Here is a 17,246-nt window from a genome sequence, read left to right as displayed (position 1 = left end):
CTCCACCGTTACGTAGCGAAAGCCCCGTAGGACGGCCTCGCGTCCTGGTGAATTGCGTTGGTCAGGGCCGGTTTTTGACCGTGGTTCCGCTGTCCAGGCCGCTTTTGGCGGCGTTCGCGACTATAGCAGCAATGATTAAGTGCTTCAATTCCATAAAAATTGTTATCATCCGCGGCATGACAACTACTGCCCCTTCGACTCCAGGCGTTCAACTGCTTGAAGTCTCGCCGGAGTATGCCGGCCAACGAATCGACAATTTCCTCCTTGCCCGGCTCAAAGGCGTGCCCAAGACCTTGATTTACCGCATTTTGCGTAAAGGCGAAGTGCGCGTGAACAAGGGGCGGATCAAGCCCGAATACAAGCTGCAGGCCGGCGATATCGTGCGCGTGCCGCCGGTTCGCGTGCCTGAGCGCGACGAACCGGTGCCATTGGCTCAAGGCCTGTTACAGCGCCTGGAAGCCTCGATTGTCTACGAAGACAAAGCCCTGATCGTGATCAACAAGCCCGCCGGCATTGCGGTTCACGGCGGCAGCGGCTTGAATTACGGGGTGATCGAAGCCTTTCGTCAGTTGCGCCCTGACGCCAAGGAACTGGAGCTGGTTCACCGTCTCGACCGTGACACTTCCGGCCTGCTGATGATCGCCAAGAAGCGCAGCATGTTGCGCCACTTGCACGCCGCCTTGCGCGGTGACGGTGTCGACAAGCGTTACATGGCGCTGGTTCGCGGCAATTGGGCGACCTCGATCAAACAAGTCCGTGCGGCGCTGGGCAAGAGCAATCTGCGCTCCGGCGAGCGCATGGTCGAGGTCGACGAGGAGGAGGGCAAGGAGTCGGTGACCGTGTTCAAGGTCCTGCGTCGTTTCGGCGACTTTGCCACTCTGATCGAAGCCAAGCCGATCACCGGTCGCACGCATCAGATCCGCGTCCATACGTTGCACGCCGGGCACTGCATTGCCGGCGACACCAAGTACGGCGATGACGGTTTCAGCAAGGAGATCCGTGATCTGGGCGGCAAGCGTCTGTTCCTGCACGCCTACATGCTGACCGTGCCGCTGCCCGATGGCGGCGAGCTCAAGTTGCAGGCGCCAGTGGATGAAATGTGGGCCAAGACCGTGGAGCGATTGAGTGCGCCCATCTGATTACAAACTGCTGATTTTCGATTGGGACGGCACCCTCGCTGATTCCATTGGTCGGATTGTCGAAGCGATGCATTCTGCGTCCGCGCGTTCCGGTTTCGAGTTGCGTGATGATTTTGCCGTCAAGGGCATCATCGGTCTGGGCTTGCCCGAGGCGATCCGCACCTTGTACCCGGACATCAGCGATGCCGAGATGACACTGTTTCGCGAGTATTACGCCGACCACTACATCGCGGCAGAAGCCGTGCCTTCGCCGCTGTTCGAAGGCGTAGTGGAGTCGATGGCGTCGTTTCGCGAGCAGGGCTACCACCTGGCGGTCGCGACCGGCAAGAATCGTCGTGGACTGGATCGGGTGCTCAAGGCCAATGGCTGGGAAGATTATTTCGATATCACCCGCGCCGCCGACGAGACTGCGAGCAAGCCGCATCCGCTGATGCTCGAGCAGATTCTCGCGCATTGTCGCGTGCGGCCCGAGCAGGCGCTGATGGTCGGCGATTCGTCCTTCGATCTGCTGATGGCGCGTAATGCGGGCATGGCGTCGGTGGCGGTCAGCTACGGCGCGCAGTCGATCGAGTCGCTGCAGCAGTTCGAGCCGCGCCTGTCGATCGACCGTTTTAGTGAATTGCACGCCTGGCTGGGGCAGCAGGCTTAATACGTTTTTGCTGGGGTACCGCGCATGACCGACGAATGGAAAGCACCGGCCAAGGCAAGTGCCGACGACGGTGACGAGAAAAGCTGGAAGCTGCTGGAAAAGACTTTGCTGGCCAGTGTGCAGGAGCAGCGTCGCTCGCGGCGTTGGGGGATCTTCTTCAAGCTGCTGACGTTTGTTTATCTGTTTGTTGCGCTGATCCTGTTCACGCCGCTGATGGACATGGAAAAGAGCGCCACCCGTGGCCCGAACTACACCGCGCTGATCGACGTCACCGGCATGATTGCCGACAAGGAGCCTGCGAGCGCTGACAATATTGTCGGCAGCCTGCGTGCAGCCTTCGAGGACAAGAAGGTCAAGGGCGTGATCCTGCGGATCAACAGTCCGGGCGGCAGTCCGGTGCAGTCGGGTTATGTGTATGACGAGATCAAGCGTCTGCGCGGTCTGCACCCGGATATCAAGGTGTACGCGGTGATTTCCGATCTCGGTGCGTCCGGTGCCTATTACATCGCCAGTGCTGCGGATCAGATCTATGCCGACAAGGCCAGTCTGGTCGGCTCCATTGGTGTAACGGCGGCCGGTTACGGGTTTGTCGGCACCATGGACAAGCTCGGCGTCGAGCGTCGCACTTATACCTCGGGCGAGCACAAATCGTTTCTGGATCCGTTCCAGCCGCAGAAGCCTGACGAAACCGCATTCTGGCAGACCGTGCTGGATACCACGCACAAGCAGTTCATCAATAGCGTCAAGCAGGGTCGTGGCGATCGCTTGAAAGACAAGGAGCATCCGGAGCTGTTCTCCGGGCTGGTCTGGTCCGGCGAGCAGGCGCTGCCATTGGGCTTGATCGATGGCCTGGGCAATGCCAGTTCGGTGGCGCGGGATGTGATTGGCGAGAAAGAACTGGTGGATTTCACTGTGCAGGAATCGCCGTTCGACCGCTTCTCGAAGAAGCTCGGTGCCAGCGTGGCTGAGCAGTTGGCGATGTGGATGGGTTTCCACGGGCCTTCGTTGCGTTAAGCCTGGTGCAGTGTTGAAAAGAAACCGGCCTCAATGGCCGGTTTTTTGTGCGTTAAGGGATTTGCACGCCCTCGGCCAGCAGCATGTCGATCAGGCGAATCAGCGGCAGGCCGATGAGGCTGGTGGCGTCAGGCCCTTCGGTGGATTGGAACAGGCTCACGCCCAAACCTTCGGCCTTGAAGCTGCCGGCGCAGTCGTAGGGCTGCTCCAGGCGCAGGTAGCGTTCAATTCGCGCCTCGTCGAGCTGACGCATGTGCACGGTAAACGGCACGCAGTCGACCTGGCAGTGGCCGGTCTGGCTGTTGAGCAGGGCCAGGCCGGTGAGGAAGGTCACGCTGGCGCCGCTGGCGGCGAGTAGTTGCTCGCGAGCCTTGTCGAAGGTGTGTGGCTTGCCGATGATCCGATCGCCGAGCACTGCGACCTGGTCCGAGCCAATAATCAGATGAGCGGGATGGCTCGCGGCGAGTGCGCGGGCTTTCTGTTCGGCGAGGCGCTTGACCAGTTCGATGGCGGATTCGCCCGGTCGGTGGCTTTCGTCGATATCCGGCGAGCTGCAGACGAACGGCAGGTGCAAGCGGGCGAGCAATTCCCGGCGATAAGTCGAGCTTGAGGCGAGTAATAAAGGCAGCATTGGCGTCTCCTGAGGCAGGTGCGAATTCTAGCGGAGGCACGCAAGTGACGGACAGGGCACAATTTCCTTTGACATGGGTGGGTGCATCCCTATAATGCTGCGCCTATGTTGAATGACCCGATTCCACCTCACGTTGACCCGCGCAAATTGGCTGACCGTGGCACCACCCTTCAAGGTGAACTGCTGCTGGCCGATTTGAAGAGACTCTGCGACCCGCTTTCCGACGATGTCGGTACGGTGCAGGCCAAATTCGTTTTTGAACGAGATGAACGTAAATCTGTGGTGATCCACAGCTTTATCGACACCGAAGTCAAAATGGTTTGCCAGCGTTGTCTTGAGCTGGTCACCCTGCCGATCCACAGCGAATGCAGTTACGCTGTAGTGAAGGAGGGTGCGAATACCCAGTCGTTACCGAAAGGTTATGACGTGCTGGAACTGGGCGAAGATCCATTGGATCTGCAGTCACTGATCGAGGAGGAGCTTCTGCTCGCCTTGCCCATTGTGCCTGCTCATCATCCGGAAGAATGCCAGCAGCCGGCGGGAGCAGATGAACCCGAACCGAGCGAGGACGAGGTAACGCGGTCCAACCCGTTCAGTGTATTGGCGCAGTTAAAGCGTGACCCAAACGTTTAGGAGTTAATCAATTATGGCTGTTCAGCAGAACAAAAAATCCCGCTCTGCCCGTGACATGCGCCGTTCGCACGACGCTCTCGAGGCTAGCACCCTGTCTGTAGAAAAAACCACTGGTGAAGTTCACCTGCGTCACCACGTATCGCCAGAAGGCGTATACCGTGGCCGTAAAGTGATCGACAAGGGCGCTGACGAGTAATCACTTGTCCGCTCAAGTCATCGCGATTGACGCAATGGGCGGGGACTTCGGTCCCCGCAGCATTGTTCAGGCCAGCCTTGCTTGCCTTTCTGCTACGCCCTCGCTGTACCTGACCCTCGTCGGTCAACCCTCCCTACTTGAAGAACTGATCAACGGCCAATCGGCTGCCGATCGCGCGCGCCTGACAATTGTCCCGGCATCTGAAGTCATCACCATGGACGAAAAGCCGACCCAGGCCTTGCGTGGCAAGCCGGACTCGTCGATGCGTGTCGCCCTTGAACTGGTGCGTGATGGCAAGGCTCAGGCCTGTGTCAGTGCCGGCAATACCGGGGCGTTGATGGCGCTGTCGCGATTTGTGCTCAAGACCTTGCCGGGGATTGATCGGCCGGCGATGGTGGCGGCGATTCCGACGCAGAAGGGTTATTGCCAGTTGCTCGACCTGGGCGCCAACGTCGATTGCAGCGCCGAGCATCTATTGCAGTTCGCGGTGATGGGCTCGGTGGCGGCGCAGACGCTGGGCATCGCCCGGCCGCGTGTCGCGTTGCTGAATATCGGCACCGAGGACATCAAGGGTAATCAGCAGGTCAAGCTGGCGGCGACCTTGTTGCAGGCGGCGCGCGGCATTAACTACATCGGTTTTGTCGAGGGCGATGGTCTTTATCGCGGCGAGGCAGATGTGGTGGTCTGCGACGGGTTTGTCGGCAATATCCTGCTCAAGTCCAGCGAGGGCCTGGCGACGATGATCGCTGCGCGCATCGAGGCCTTGTTCAGGAAAAACTTTGCTTCCCGCGTGGTAGGTGCTTTGGCCCTGCCATTGATGAAGCGCCTGCAGGCGGATCTCGCACCGGCGCGACATAACGGCGCAAGCTTCCTCGGCTTGCAGGGTATCGTGGTGAAAAGTCACGGTTCGGCCGGGGTTCAGGGTTTTCAGAGTGCAATTCAGCGCGCGCTGATCGAGATTCAGGAGAACCTGCCCGAACGCCTCCACGGTCGTTTGGAGGATCTGTTGTCTTAGGCGTTTTCGTCGGACAATGCTTAAATGTGACCGCCCGGTTCAAAGGGCCATCCAACTGTCAGTTTCTTGCGTCCCCCAGTGGGGCGTCATTTTCGACGACAAGATCATTAGGGGCTTGTTACATGTCTGCTTCCCTCGCATTCGTCTTTCCAGGACAGGGTTCGCAGTCCCTCGGCATGCTGGCCGAGCTGGGCGCGGAATATCCGTTGATCCTCGAAACCTTCAAAGAAGCCTCCGCTGCTCTGGGCTATGACCTGTGGGCACTGACCCAGCGGGGCCCGGAAGAGCTGCTCAATCAAACCGACAAAACCCAACCGGCCATTCTGACCGCTTCGATCGCCCTGTGGCGTCTGTGGCTGGCTGAAGGTGGCGCGCGTCCGGCATTTGTTGCCGGTCACAGCCTGGGTGAATACAGCGCGCTGGTTGCTTCCGGCAGCCTGAGCCTGGCCGACGCGGTGAAGCTCGTTGAGCGCCGTGGCCAGTTGATGCAGGAAGCCGTTCCGGCCGGGCAGGGCGGCATGGCTGCCATCCTCGGTCTGGAAGACGCTGATGTACTGGCTGCCTGTGCCGAAGCGGCGCAGGGCGAAGTGGTCAGCGCGGTGAACTTCAACTCGCCGGGTCAGGTAGTGATTGCCGGCGCCAAGGCTGCGGTTGAGCGTGCCATCGAGGGCTGCAAGGCCCGTGGCGCCAAGCGTGCCATGCCGTTGCCGGTGAGCGTGCCGTCGCATTGCGAACTGATGCGTCCGGCTGCCGAGCGCTTTGCCGAATCCATCGCCGCCATCGACTGGCAGGCGCCGCAGATCCCGGTCGTACAGAACGTCAGCGCGCAAGTGCCGGCCGATCTGGAAACCCTCAAGCGTGATCTGCTTGAACAGCTGTACAAGCCCGTTCGTTGGGTTGAATCGGTTCAGACGCTGGCTGCCAAAGGCGCGACCAATCTGATCGAATGCGGCCCGGGCAAAGTGCTGGCCGGTCTGAACAAACGTTGCGCCGAAGGCGTTTCGACCTCCAATCTCAACACCCCAGACGCTTTCGTTGCCGCCCGTGCAGCGCAGGCCTGAATCAGGAGAAACTTGCATGAGTCTGCAAGGTAAAGTTGCACTGGTCACCGGTGCAAGCCGCGGTATCGGCCAGGCTATCGCACTGGAACTGGGTCGTCAGGGCGCCATCGTCGTTGGCACCGCGACCTCCGCCAAGGGTGCCGAGGCGATCGCTGCCACGCTCAAGGAGCACGGCATTCAAGGTACCGGCCTGGAACTGAACGTCACCAGCGACGAATCCGTTGCCGCCGTGATCGCGAGCATTCAGGAGCAGTTCGGCGCGCCGGCGATTCTGGTCAATAATGCCGGCATCACCCGCGATAACCTGATGATGCGCATGAAAGACGATGAATGGTACGACGTGATCGATACCAACCTGAACAGTCTGTATCGCCTGTCCAAGGGCGTTTTGCGTGGCATGACCAAGGCGCGCTGGGGCCGAATTATCAGTATTGGCTCGGTGGTGGGTGCCATGGGCAACGCAGGCCAAGTAAACTATGCAGCCGCCAAGGCCGGTCTGGAAGGTTTCAGCCGTGCGATGGCGCGTGAAGTCGGTTCGCGTTCGATTACGGTCAACTCGGTAACCCCTGGGTTCATCGACACCGATATGACCCGCGAACTGCCGGAAGCACAGCGTGAAGCCTTGCAGACGCAGATTCCGCTGGGCCGTCTGGGACAAGCTCAAGAGATCGCCTCGGTGGTCGCTTTTCTTGCATCCGACGGTGCGGCATACGTCACTGGGGCTACAATCCCGGTGAACGGTGGGATGTACATGTAAGTAAAATGTGACGGATTGCTTCAAAAAAATGTCATACGAGCTGTCTAAAATCCGTTATAAAGCTGCAATCTATTTATAGGCAGAGGGCCGCAGGGTTTGAGGAGTGAAGCTTTCAGTTGAAAAGCTGAAAAGCCTTTCTATACACTTACCCACTGGCCAGCTGCCTGAATTTGTCCATTAGGAGTGAAAACAAGGTATGAGCACCATCGAAGAGCGCGTCAAGAAAATCGTTGCCGAGCAACTGGGCGTTAAAGAAGAAGAAGTGGTCAACACTGCTTCCTTCGTTGAAGACCTGGGTGCCGACTCCCTTGACACCGTTGAGCTGGTGATGGCTCTGGAAGAGGAATTCGAGACCGAAATCCCTGACGAAGAAGCTGAGAAGATCACTACTGTACAAGCTGCAATCGACTACGTTACTAGCCACCAGGCGTAATAGTTTGTAATCGTTGTCTGCTGTCATGGAAAAACCGCACTGCCATCATGGCGTGCGGTTTTTTCTTTAGGCCTGATGCAAAGTCGTCATTTGAAAAAGGAGAGTGCTGTGTCGCGTAGACGCGTCGTAGTCACCGGTATGGGTATGTTGTCGCCACTGGGCACGGATGTGCCGAGCAGTTGGCAGGGCATTCTGGCTGGCCGCAGTGGCATTGGTCTGATCGAACACACCGACCTTTCTGCCTATTCCACCCGTTTTGGCGGCTCGGTAAAGGGCTTCAATGTCGAGGAATACCTGTCGGTCAAGGAAGCACGCAAGCTCGACCTGTTCATTCAGTACGGTCTGGCCGCGGGTTTTCAGGCTGTTCGCAACGCCGGTCTGGAAGTCACCGACGCCAACCGTGAGCGCATTGGCGTGGCCATGGGCTCGGGCATCGGCGGTCTGACCAACATCGAAGAAACCAGCCGGACCCTGCATGAGACGGGCCCGCGTCGAATCTCGCCATTCTTCGTGCCAGGCTCGATCATCAATATGATTTCCGGTTTTCTGTCCATCCACCTGGGTGCACAGGGGCCGAACTACGCCATTTCCACTGCCTGTACCACCGGTACGCACTGCATTGGCATGGCGGCGCGCAACATCATGTACGACGAAGCCGACGTAATGATCGCCGGCGGTGCCGAGATGGCCGCGTGCGGTCTGGGCATGGGCGGCTTCGGCGCGTCCCGTGCGCTGTCGACCCGCAACGACGAGCCGACTCGCGCCAGTCGTCCATGGGACAAGGGCCGTGATGGCTTCGTGCTGTCTGACGGTGCCGGTGCGCTGGTACTCGAAGAACTCGAGCACGCCAAGGCCCGTGGCGCCACGATCTACGCCGAGCTGATCGGCTTCGGCACCAGTGGCGATGCGTTCCACATGACCTCGCCACCCGCTGATGGCGCTGGTGCAGCGCGCTGCATCACCAATGCGCTGCGCGATGCGAAGATCAACATCGACCAGGTGCAGTACATCAACGCCCACGGTACTTCGACCCCGGCCGGCGACCTTGCCGAAGCCAACGCGATCAAGACCGTGTTCGGTGATCACGCCTACAACCTGGCGGTCAGCTCCACCAAGTCGATGACCGGTCACCTGTTGGGTGCGGCGGGCGCGGTCGAGGCGATCTTCAGCGTACTGGCGATCAACAGTCAGGTAGCACCGCCGACCATCAACCTCGACGAGCCGGATGAAGGCTGCGATCTCGATTTCGTGCCGCACACTGCGCGCAACATGGACATCGACGTCGTACTGTCCAACTCGTTCGGGTTTGGCGGCACCAACGGCACGTTGGCATTCCGCCGGTTCGCCGGTTGATGGACAGCTGGGTCGACGGTCAACCGGCTGACGCTCTGTCGCTGAAAGATCGCGGCCTGGCTTACGGTGATGGTCTGTTCGAGACCATTGCCGTGCACGGCGGCCAGCCGGTATTGCTGGATCGTCACCTGACGCGTTTGGCCGAGGGCTGCTCGCGTCTGGCCATCGCCGCGGATATCGAGCGGGTTCGCAGCGAGCTACTGGCTTATGCCGCGGCAATGGGCGAGGGCGTGCTCAAGCTCATTCTCACCCGTGGTGACGGCTTGCGTGGCTACGCACCCGATCCTGCGGCACAGGGTCGACGCATTCTGCAAGGCAATCCGCCTGCTGCTTATCCTGCCGTGCATGGCGAGCAGGGCGTGCGCCTGTTTCCCTGCGTCACGCGGTTATCCAACCAGCCGTTGCTGGCCGGTCTCAAGCATCTGAATCGTCTGGAGCAAGTGCTCGCCCGTGCCGAATGGCGCGACAGCGAACACGCCGAAGGCTTGATGCTCGATCAGGCCGGGCGCGTCATCGAAGGCGTGTTCAGCAACCTGTTTCTGGTGCGCGACGGCGTACTGATCACCCCGGATCTGAAGCGCTGTGGCGTGGCCGGTGTGATGCGTGCTGAAATATTGTTTCAGGCCGAGTCATTGGCCATCCCCATCCAAATCACCGACATCAGCCTCGAACAGCTGCAATGGGCTGATGAAGTCTTTATCTGCAACAGCGTGTATGGCGTCTGGCCGGTACGGGCCTACGCTGCACTGAGCTGGCCGGTTGGCCCGCTCACCCGTAAACTGCAAACCATTGCCCGTGCGCTACTGGATGCCTGATTCGTGAGACGTAAACTCTTGCTGCTGCTGGAAACCGGACTGGTTCTGGCAGGGCTGCTGATGGGCGCCAGCGCCTGGAAAATTCATTCGGCGCTGGAACAGCCCCTGAACATCACGCAGGAAGAACTGCTGGATGTGCCGAAAGGCTCGACGCCGACCCGTACCTTTCTTCAACTTGAAACCGATGGGGTCATCAAGGACGCCTTCTGGTTGCGCATCTACTGGCGCTTCAATCTGGCCGGCACACCGATCCATACCGGCGAATACCGCATGCAGCCGGGCATGACTGTCAACGGTCTGATCGACCTGTGGAACCGCGGCGAAGTGGTGCAGTACAGCCTGACACTGGTCGAGGGCTGGAATTTCCACCAGGTCCGTGCCGCGCTGGCAAAAGACGAAAAGATCGAGCAAACCCTCAAGGGCTTGAGCGACAGCGAAGTGATGGAGAAAATCGGCCATCGCGGGCTGTTCCCGGAAGGGCGATTCTTCCCGGATACCTACCGCTTTGTGCGCGGTGTTTCCGATGTCGAATTGCTGAAGAAAGCCTTCGACCGCCTCGACGAGGTGTTGGCCAAGGAGTGGGAGAACCGCTCTGCTGATGCGCCGTACAGCGAGCCATATCAGGCGCTGATCATGGCCTCGCTGGTAGAGAAGGAAACCGGTGTGCCGCAGGAGCGTGGGCAGATTGCCGGCGTGTTCGTGCGTCGCATGGCGCTGGGCATGCAGTTGCAGACCGACCCGACCGTGATCTACGGCCTGGGCGATCGCTACACCGGCAAGTTGACCCGTGCTCATCTCAAGGAGCCGACGCCCTACAACACCTATGTGATTCCCGGATTGCCGCCGACGCCGATTGCCATGGTCGGTCGCGAGGCGATTCATGCCGCGCTCAATCCGGTGGAAGGTAACAGTCTGTATTTTGTCGCCCGTGGCGATGGTAGCCATGTGTTCTCCGATGATCTGGATGCGCACAACAGCGCGGTGCGCGAGTTCCAGCTCAAGCGCCGCGCCGATTACCGCTCCAGCCCGGCCCCGGCAAATACGCCGACCGCTCCGGCTACTGCGACCGAGGAGGCGACTCCTGCGGCATCTCCTGATACCGCGCCTGAAGCGCTGCCACAGGTTCCCGCTCAGGAACCCGCGCCGACGCCGGCTCCTGCTGCCGAACCCGCGACGACCGCACCGCAGAACGCGCAATGACTTTGATTAAGGACTGCCTGTGACTGGCTTGTTTATTACCCTGGAAGGCCCGGAAGGCGCCGGCAAGAGCACCAACCGCGAATACCTCGCCGAGCGTCTGCGCGCCGAAGGTATCGAAGTGGTACTGACCCGCGAGCCCGGCGGTACGCCACTGGCCGAGCGCATTCGCGATGTGCTGCTGGCCCCGGCCGATGAAGTCATGAACCCCGATACCGAGCTGTTGCTGGTGTTCGCCGCGCGCGCCCAGCATCTGGCCGAAGTGATCCGTCCGGCGCTGGCTCGCGGCGCGGTGGTGCTGTGCGATCGTTTCACCGACTCGACTTACGCCTATCAGGGCGGAGGTCGTGGTTTGTCGCTGGAACGCATTGCTGCGCTGGAGACGTTCGTTCAGGGCGACCTGCGTCCGGATCTGACGCTGATTTTCGATCTGCCGGTGGAAATCGGTCTGGCCCGCGCCAGTGCCCGGGGCCGTCTGGACCGATTTGAACTGGAAGGCCGGGCGTTTTTCGAAGCGGTACGCAATGCGTTTCTGCAACGCGCCGAGGCTGATCCGGCGCGCTATGTGCGCATCGATGCCGGTCAGTCATTGGTCAAGGTTCAGCAAGCGCTGGATACCCTGATTCCGAACTTGCTGGAGCTGATTCGTGGCTGAGGCCTATCCATGGCAGGACAGCCTCTGGCAGCAACTGGCCGGACGTAGTCAGCACGCCCACGCGTACTTGCTGCACGGCCCGGCCGGGATCGGCAAGCGCGCGTTGGCCGAGCGCCTGATGGCCAGCCTGCTCTGTCAGCGTCCTACGCCGGAAGCGTGCGGCGAGTGCAAGTCCTGCCTGCTGCTCAAGGCCGGCAGCCATCCGGACAATTACATCCTTGAGCCGGAAGAAGCCGACAAGGCGATCAAGGTCGATCAGGTCCGTGATCTGGTCAGTTTCGTGGTGCAGACCGCGCAGCTGGGCGGGCGCAAGGTGGTGCTGATCGAGCCGGTGGAGTCGATGAACATCAACGCCGCCAACGCCTTGCTCAAGAGCCTCGAAGAGCCGTCCGGCGATACCGTGTTGTTGCTGGTCAGCCACCAGCCGAGCCGTTTGCTGCCGACGATCAAGAGCCGTTGCGTGCAGCAGGCGTGCCCGCTGCCCGGTGAGGCCATGAGCTTGCAATGGCTGGCGCAGGCGTTGCCGGAGTGCTCCGAAGAGGAGCGCGTCGAATTGCTGACGCTGGCGGCCGGTTCGCCACTGGCGGCGGTCAGTCTGCAGTCCCAAGGCGTGCGTGAACAGCGGGCGCAGGTGGTCGAAGGGGTGAAGAAGCTGCTCAAGCAGCAGCAATCGCCGACGCAACTGGCCGAAGAGTGGAAAAGCATTCCGATGCTGCGCCTGTTCGACTGGTTCTGCGACTGGTCGAGCCTGATCCTGCGCTACCAACTGACCCAGGATGAAGCCGGTCTCGGTCTGACCGATATGCGCAAAGTCGTGCAGTACCTGGCGCAAAAAAGCGCCCAAGGCAAAGTCCTCGATATACAGGACTGGATTCTCGCCCAGCGGCAGAAAGTCCTGAGCAAAGCCAACCTCAACCCGGCACTGCTGCTGGAAGCGTTGTTGGTGCAATGGGCGGGATTGCCTGGTCAAAGATAAGAATGTGTACCTAGACTCTGAACATCAGCAGTGGAGGTCAACATGAATGAAGCCATCAGCCCCGGGCCGCGCAACGGCATCCTGTCCCTGACGATCAAGGACAAATCGGTGCTTTACGCCGCCTACATGCCGTTCATCAAGAACGGTGGCCTGTTCATCCCGACCAACAAGAGCTACAAGTTGGGCGACGAGGTGTTCATGCTGCTGAACCTGATGGACGAGGCGGAGAAGATTCCGGTGGCCGGCAAGGTCGCCTGGATCACCCCCAAAGGCGCTCAGGGTAACCGCGCAGCCGGCGTCGGCGTGCAATTCAACGATGGCGACAACACCGCCCGCAGTCGCATTGAAACCCATCTGGCCGGAGCACTGAAATCCGACCGTCCCACTCATACGATGTAAGTAGCCGTCTTTTTTATGCTCGTAGATTCCCATTGTCACCTTGATCGCCTCGACCTCGCCGCCCACGACGGCTCGCTGGATGCTGCACTCGATGCGGCTCGCCAACGCGGGGTAGGGCACTTCCTGTGTATCGGCGTGAGTGCCGATAACGCCGCCGACGTCAAAGCCCTCGCCGAGCGCTACGACGACGTCGATTGCTCGGTTGGTGTGCACCCATTGGATGTGCAACCGGGCGCGGCGCCGGCGCTGGACTGGCTGCTGCACGAACTCAATCACCCGAAAGTGGTGGCGATCGGTGAAACCGGTCTGGATTATCACTACGAACCGGAAGCCGCCGAGCTGCAGCAGGCATCCTTCCGCCTGCACCTGCAAGCCGCACAGCAGACCGGCAAACCGGTGATCATCCACACCCGTGGCGCCCGTGCCGATACCCTTGAGCTGCTGCGAGAAGCGGCGTTGCCCCAGGCCGGTGTGCTGCATTGCTTCACCGAAGACTGGGACATGGCCAAAGCCGCGCTGGACATGGGCTACTACATTTCCCTGTCGGGCATCGTCACCTTCCGCAATGCCGACGCTCTGCGCGACGTGGCGAGCAAGGTGCCGGCCGATCGCTTGCTGGTGGAGACCGACTCGCCGTATCTGGCGCCGATCCCTTATCGTGGTAAACCGAATCTGCCGCAGTACGTGCGTGAGGTGGCTGAGTTTCTGGCGATGCTGCGTGGGGAGAGCTACGAGCGGTTTGCCGAGCAGACCACCGAGAACTTCAAGCGCCTGTTTACGCTGGCCTCTGTCAAATCTGCCATGTAGGTCACCGCCAAATCGCAGGCAAAAAAAACCCGGGTTCTGGGGGGTGAATCCGGGTTAAGACCATTAGGAGTAAAACAAAGGCACGCGGTCCCTTGGTACCTTTACCGGCACGGCACTTGGGGGAGATGCCGCCCGACAGTTCAAGTATTGATCAGTCTGGCGTTCAGTCCAGTTAGCCGGTCGGGGTTTTTAAACAAATTTGGAATACGTGCGCTTCAGTTGAGTTCTCATTGCACCCCCGGCGTTCGCAAAATGAACAAGAAACGCAGATATGGTCGGATGATCCGTGCATTTTTGTGCAAGTTAGGCATAATACGCGGCTTCGAATTTTGACCCCTACAGACCTTTTCTTATGCACAAAGAACCTCGTAAGGTCCGTGAGTTTCGTCGCCGCGAGCAAGAAATTCTCGATACCGCGCTCAAGCTGTTCCTCGAACAAGGTGAAGACAGCGTCACCGTCGAGATGATTGCTGATGCCGTGGGTATCGGCAAAGGCACGATCTACAAGCATTTCAAATCCAAGGCCGAGATCTATCTGCGGCTGATGCTCGATTACGAGCGTGATTTGAACGAGCTGCTGCATTCGGCCGATGTCGACAAGGACAAGGAAGCGCTGTCCCGTGCCTACTTCGAATTCCGCATGCGCGACCCGCAGCGCTACCGCCTGTTCGACCGTCTCGAAGAGAAGGTGGTAAAAGGCAATCAGGTGCCGGAAATGGTCGAGGAGCTGCACAAGATCCGTGCCTCGAACTTCGAACGCCTGACCCTGCTCATCAAGGGCCGGATCAGCGAAGGCAAGCTCGAAGACGTGCCGCCGTATTTCCACTACTGCGCGTCCTGGGCGCTGGTGCACGGCGCGGTGGCGCTGTATCACTCGCCGTTCTGGAGCAATGTGCTGGAAGATCAGGAAGGTTTCTTCCAGTTCCTGATGGACATCGGCGTGCGCATGGGCAACAAGCGCAAGCGTGATCCGGAAACGCCGAGCAGCTGAATCATTCAGCGGCCTTATTGCGCCATGATTTCGCTACATGACGCAGTACCGCAGGAATATACTCAGGCATAGGGCTTGCTAAAACTTGATTTGTGAGTCAAGTTTTAGCGGCTCGAAATTCTATCGCCGGAGTGATCATGATCGTTGACCGTCAAGGCAGGCGTTTTCGCAATTTGCGCATCAGCCTGACTTCAGCCTGCAATTACGCCTGTACCTACTGCGTGCCCAACGGCAAGCGGTTGGTGGCTGCGCAGGATGAACTGTCGGCCGAGGCCATGGCCCGCGGCGTGGCTTATCTGATCGAAGCCGCCGGCATTGAGCGCTTGCGCATCACGGGTGGCGAGCCGCTGGTCAGCCCCAAACTCGAATCTTTCATGAGCGCCGTCGGCAAGATGGGCCTGGAAGACATCAGCCTGACCACCAACGGTCAACTCCTGGCGAAAAAACTTCCGCTACTGGTGGATGCCGGTCTGCGCCGGATCAACGTATCCCTCGATACCCTGGATGCCGGCGCGTTCCGCAGCATTGCCCGTGGCGGCGATCTGGCGACCGTGCTCGATGGCATGGACCAGGCAAAAGCCGCGGGACTGAAGATCAAGGTCAACATGGTGCCGTTGCGTGGGCAGAACCTGGATCAGGTGATGCCGCTGCTCGATTACTGCCTGGAACGGGGCTATGAGTTGCGTTTCATCGAGTTGATGCGCATGGGCCACCTCGCCACCGACTCCAACGCCTTCCTGCAACAGTTCGTCAGCCTGCAGCAACTGCTGAGCCTGATCGGCGAGCGCTACGAGTACGCCCAGGCAGATGCGCCGGTGGATGCCACGGCCGTGCGCTATGCGATACCGGGCCGCGGCCATTTCGGCGTGATCGCCAACGAAAGCGTGCCGTTCTGCAGAACCTGTTCGCGCTTGCGTCTGTCGTCGACCGGTTGGCTGCATGGCTGCCTGTCGTCGAGCAACCGCCACTATGTCGGTGATCTGCTCGACAAGCCACGTCATCAGGCGTTGCCGGCATTGCAGCGTCTGTTGGTAAAGGCGTTGGGCGACAAGCAGGAAGTGGCGTTCTCCGGTGGCGCTACGGTCATGAAGATTATCGGCGGCTGAACAACCGCTTTCGCGAGCAAGCTCGCTCCCACATTTCGAATGCATTCTCCTGTGGGAGCGAGCTTGCTCGCGAATACGATCTTACAATCAACGAATTTCCTGAGCTGGCGCAAAAGCTGCATCCAACGGCCATTCGCCGGTTTTCCGTCACCGGCTTCTGGAGGATGAGGATGCGTAGCCTGGTTTTGCTGCTGGCCGTTTTGGCGCTTGGCGGCTGTATGACTGTCAGCGATATGGCCGAAGGCACTCGCTATCAGATGAGCGACGCGGGGCTGCTGGATCACAGCGACAGCCGTCGGGTGAACAACTTCCGCATTCAGCCGGATTCGTTCATCTACATCGCTCAGGGCGCATTTGCACCGCCGGGTGGCTCCTATCCGCGCCCGAACGTGGTGGCCGAAGAAGCGTTCAAGGGTTTTGTCGAATACTTCCCGATGGTCCGCCGCGCCCGTGCCCCTGAAGGCCTCGATCAGGCGATGGGCGAAGCCCGCGATGCCGGCGCCCACTACCTGCTGTACACCCGTTTCGCCAAGGCTGACGACCGTATCGGCAACTCTGACGAATGGCTCGATCAGGAAGCCGTGGATCGCCTCGGCATCGATGGCGGGGTGATTCAGATCATGTTGATCGAGACCAGCACCCAGTATTTGATTGATACTGCACGCATCAAGAGTCGTGGCGGTTTACTGACGTTCCACGATAACAAGCCGGAAGACCTGATCGGCCCGCCGCTGGCGCAATACGCGCGCAGCCTGCTGGGAGTCGGCGACCAATAAACCAAGGAGTACGCCATGAGTGGACCGCAAAAAGCCAATGACCTGTTGGGACAGATCCCCAAAACCAAAGGCCTGCCGCCGGTGCACTTGTGGAACCCGGACTTCTGCGGCGACATCGATATGCGCATCGCCCGCGACGGCACCTGGTATTACCTGGGTACGCCGATCGGGCGCAAGCCGATGGTCAAGCTGTTCTCCACCATCATCCGCCGCGACGGCGATGATTATTTCCTGATTACCCCGGTCGAGAAGGTCGGGATCAAAGTCGACGATGCGCCGTTCGTGGCGATTGCCGTGGAAGCCGAAGGCGAGGGCGAAGCGCAGGTCTTGCGTTTCACTACCAACGTTGAAGAGACTGCTGAGGCCGGGCCGGAACATCCGATCCGCGTCGAGATCGACCCGGTGACTCAGGAACCCGCGCCTTACGTGCACGTGCGCACCAACCTCGAAGCGTTGATTCACCGCAATGTGTTTTACCAACTGGTGGAACTGGCGGTCAGTCGTGAGATCGATGGGCAGCGCTGGTTGGGCGTATGGAGTGGCGGCGAGTTCTTCCGGATCGGCCTCGAGCCCTGACAATGAATCAAATGTGGGAGGGGGCTTGCTCCCGAAGGCGGTGTGACAGTCACCCTATGTATTGACT

21 protein-coding genes are annotated in these 17,246 nt (G+C 59.8%); 20 read left to right on the top strand and 1 reads right to left on the bottom strand.

Translation table 11 applies throughout. From position 1 onward, the window contains the following. Positions 1-176 precede the first annotated feature (176 nt). From rluC to sppA, 3 genes are read left to right on the top strand one after another with little or no spacing between them, the layout of a single operon-like run. Positions 177-1,139, top strand: a complete 963-nt coding sequence (gene rluC / locus J1G18_RS25805) for a 23S rRNA pseudouridine(955/2504/2580) synthase RluC (RefSeq protein WP_007950779.1) — start codon at positions 177-179, stop codon at positions 1,137-1,139. Then, positions 1,126-1,788, top strand: coding sequence for an HAD-IA family hydrolase (locus J1G18_RS25800; protein ID WP_027612351.1), 663 nt, complete (start codon positions 1,126-1,128; stop codon positions 1,786-1,788). The genes rluC and J1G18_RS25800 overlap by 14 nt, the downstream gene beginning before the upstream one ends. A gap of 24 nt (positions 1,789-1,812) precedes the next feature. Further along, entirely contained in the window at positions 1,813-2,802 is a 990-nt protein-coding gene (gene sppA, locus J1G18_RS25795) for a signal peptide peptidase SppA (RefSeq protein ID WP_095137203.1), read from the top strand. Between the two features lie 52 nt (positions 2,803-2,854). Here sppA and J1G18_RS25790 read toward each other — a convergent pair whose 3' ends face one another. After that, on the bottom strand, positions 2,855-3,433 hold the full coding sequence (locus J1G18_RS25790; protein ID WP_098965025.1) for a Maf family protein: 579 nt from the start codon (positions 3,431-3,433) through the stop codon (positions 2,855-2,857). Positions 3,434-3,538: 105 nt separating this feature from the next. Here J1G18_RS25790 and J1G18_RS25785 point away from each other — a divergent pair, with 105 nt between their 5' ends. The 17 genes from J1G18_RS25785 to J1G18_RS25705 all read left to right on the top strand — a co-directional run bounded on the left by J1G18_RS25785 (position 3,539) and on the right by J1G18_RS25705 (position 17,179). Beyond that, a complete protein-coding gene (locus J1G18_RS25785; protein ID WP_003204262.1) occupies positions 3,539-4,066 on the top strand; it encodes a YceD family protein in 528 nt (175 codons plus the stop codon). 13 nt (positions 4,067-4,079) lie between these two features. Beyond that, complete coding sequence (rpmF, locus tag J1G18_RS25780) at positions 4,080-4,262, top strand: 50S ribosomal protein L32 (RefSeq protein ID WP_003179396.1); 183 nt, start codon at positions 4,080-4,082, stop codon at positions 4,260-4,262. A 4-nt stretch (positions 4,263-4,266) separates the two neighbouring features. Beyond that, a complete protein-coding gene (gene plsX, locus J1G18_RS25775; RefSeq protein ID WP_139054892.1) occupies positions 4,267-5,277 on the top strand; it encodes a phosphate acyltransferase PlsX in 1,011 nt (336 codons plus the stop codon). A gap of 122 nt (positions 5,278-5,399) precedes the next feature. Further along, complete coding sequence (gene fabD / locus J1G18_RS25770) at positions 5,400-6,338, top strand: ACP S-malonyltransferase (protein ID WP_223009092.1); 939 nt, start codon at positions 5,400-5,402, stop codon at positions 6,336-6,338. A 16-nt stretch (positions 6,339-6,354) separates the two neighbouring features. Continuing rightward, the gene (gene fabG, locus J1G18_RS25765) at positions 6,355-7,095 is read left to right on the top strand and encodes a 3-oxoacyl-ACP reductase FabG (RefSeq protein ID WP_027612356.1); all 741 of its coding nucleotides are present in this window, start codon (positions 6,355-6,357) and stop codon (positions 7,093-7,095) included. Between the two features lie 196 nt (positions 7,096-7,291). Continuing rightward, on the top strand, positions 7,292-7,528 hold the full coding sequence (gene acpP / locus J1G18_RS25760) for an acyl carrier protein (protein WP_003175607.1): 237 nt from the start codon (positions 7,292-7,294) through the stop codon (positions 7,526-7,528). Between the two features lie 108 nt (positions 7,529-7,636). After that, positions 7,637-8,881 (top strand): beta-ketoacyl-ACP synthase II, encoded by a 1,245-nt coding sequence (gene fabF, locus J1G18_RS25755; RefSeq protein ID WP_003227039.1) that lies wholly within the window; start codon positions 7,637-7,639, stop codon positions 8,879-8,881. Continuing rightward, a complete protein-coding gene (pabC, locus tag J1G18_RS25750; protein WP_134787073.1) occupies positions 8,881-9,696 on the top strand; it encodes an aminodeoxychorismate lyase in 816 nt (271 codons plus the stop codon). Before fabF ends, pabC begins: the two co-directional genes overlap by 1 nt. Before the next feature lie 3 nt (positions 9,697-9,699). Beyond that, a complete protein-coding gene (gene mltG / locus J1G18_RS25745) occupies positions 9,700-10,896 on the top strand; it encodes an endolytic transglycosylase MltG (protein WP_223009090.1) in 1,197 nt (398 codons plus the stop codon). A 19-nt stretch (positions 10,897-10,915) separates the two neighbouring features. Beyond that, the gene (gene tmk, locus J1G18_RS25740; protein ID WP_098965019.1) at positions 10,916-11,548 is read left to right on the top strand and encodes a dTMP kinase; all 633 of its coding nucleotides are present in this window, start codon (positions 10,916-10,918) and stop codon (positions 11,546-11,548) included. Beyond that, the gene (locus J1G18_RS25735; protein WP_098965017.1) at positions 11,541-12,524 is read left to right on the top strand and encodes a DNA polymerase III subunit delta'; all 984 of its coding nucleotides are present in this window, start codon (positions 11,541-11,543) and stop codon (positions 12,522-12,524) included. Before tmk ends, J1G18_RS25735 begins: the two co-directional genes overlap by 8 nt. A gap of 42 nt (positions 12,525-12,566) precedes the next feature. Next, the gene (locus J1G18_RS25730; protein ID WP_007967607.1) at positions 12,567-12,923 is read left to right on the top strand and encodes a PilZ domain-containing protein; all 357 of its coding nucleotides are present in this window, start codon (positions 12,567-12,569) and stop codon (positions 12,921-12,923) included. Positions 12,924-12,938: 15 nt separating this feature from the next. Continuing rightward, positions 12,939-13,730 carry a TatD family hydrolase gene (locus tag J1G18_RS25725; RefSeq protein WP_223009087.1) on the top strand — a complete coding sequence of 264 codons (792 nt, stop codon included), beginning with the start codon at positions 12,939-12,941 and terminating at the stop codon, positions 13,728-13,730. Between the two features lie 352 nt (positions 13,731-14,082). Next, entirely contained in the window at positions 14,083-14,721 is a 639-nt protein-coding gene (locus J1G18_RS25720) for a TetR/AcrR family transcriptional regulator (RefSeq protein WP_007950805.1), read from the top strand. Positions 14,722-14,858: 137 nt separating this feature from the next. Further along, positions 14,859-15,827 (top strand): GTP 3',8-cyclase MoaA, encoded by a 969-nt coding sequence (locus J1G18_RS25715; protein ID WP_098965014.1) that lies wholly within the window; start codon positions 14,859-14,861, stop codon positions 15,825-15,827. A gap of 170 nt (positions 15,828-15,997) precedes the next feature. Next, the gene (locus J1G18_RS25710) at positions 15,998-16,603 is read left to right on the top strand and encodes a DUF4823 domain-containing protein (protein ID WP_007967613.1); all 606 of its coding nucleotides are present in this window, start codon (positions 15,998-16,000) and stop codon (positions 16,601-16,603) included. A 15-nt stretch (positions 16,604-16,618) separates the two neighbouring features. Next, the gene (locus tag J1G18_RS25705; RefSeq protein WP_097088448.1) at positions 16,619-17,179 is read left to right on the top strand and encodes a DUF1285 domain-containing protein; all 561 of its coding nucleotides are present in this window, start codon (positions 16,619-16,621) and stop codon (positions 17,177-17,179) included. Positions 17,180-17,246 lie beyond the last annotated feature (67 nt).

The sequence above is a fragment of the Pseudomonas sp. MIS38 genome (assembly GCF_019891575.1).
GTDB lineage: Bacteria > Pseudomonadota > Gammaproteobacteria > Pseudomonadales > Pseudomonadaceae > Aquipseudomonas > Aquipseudomonas putida_A.
Note: the sequence above shows the minus strand (reverse complement) of the source record. Positions and strands in the feature narration are given on the sequence as shown.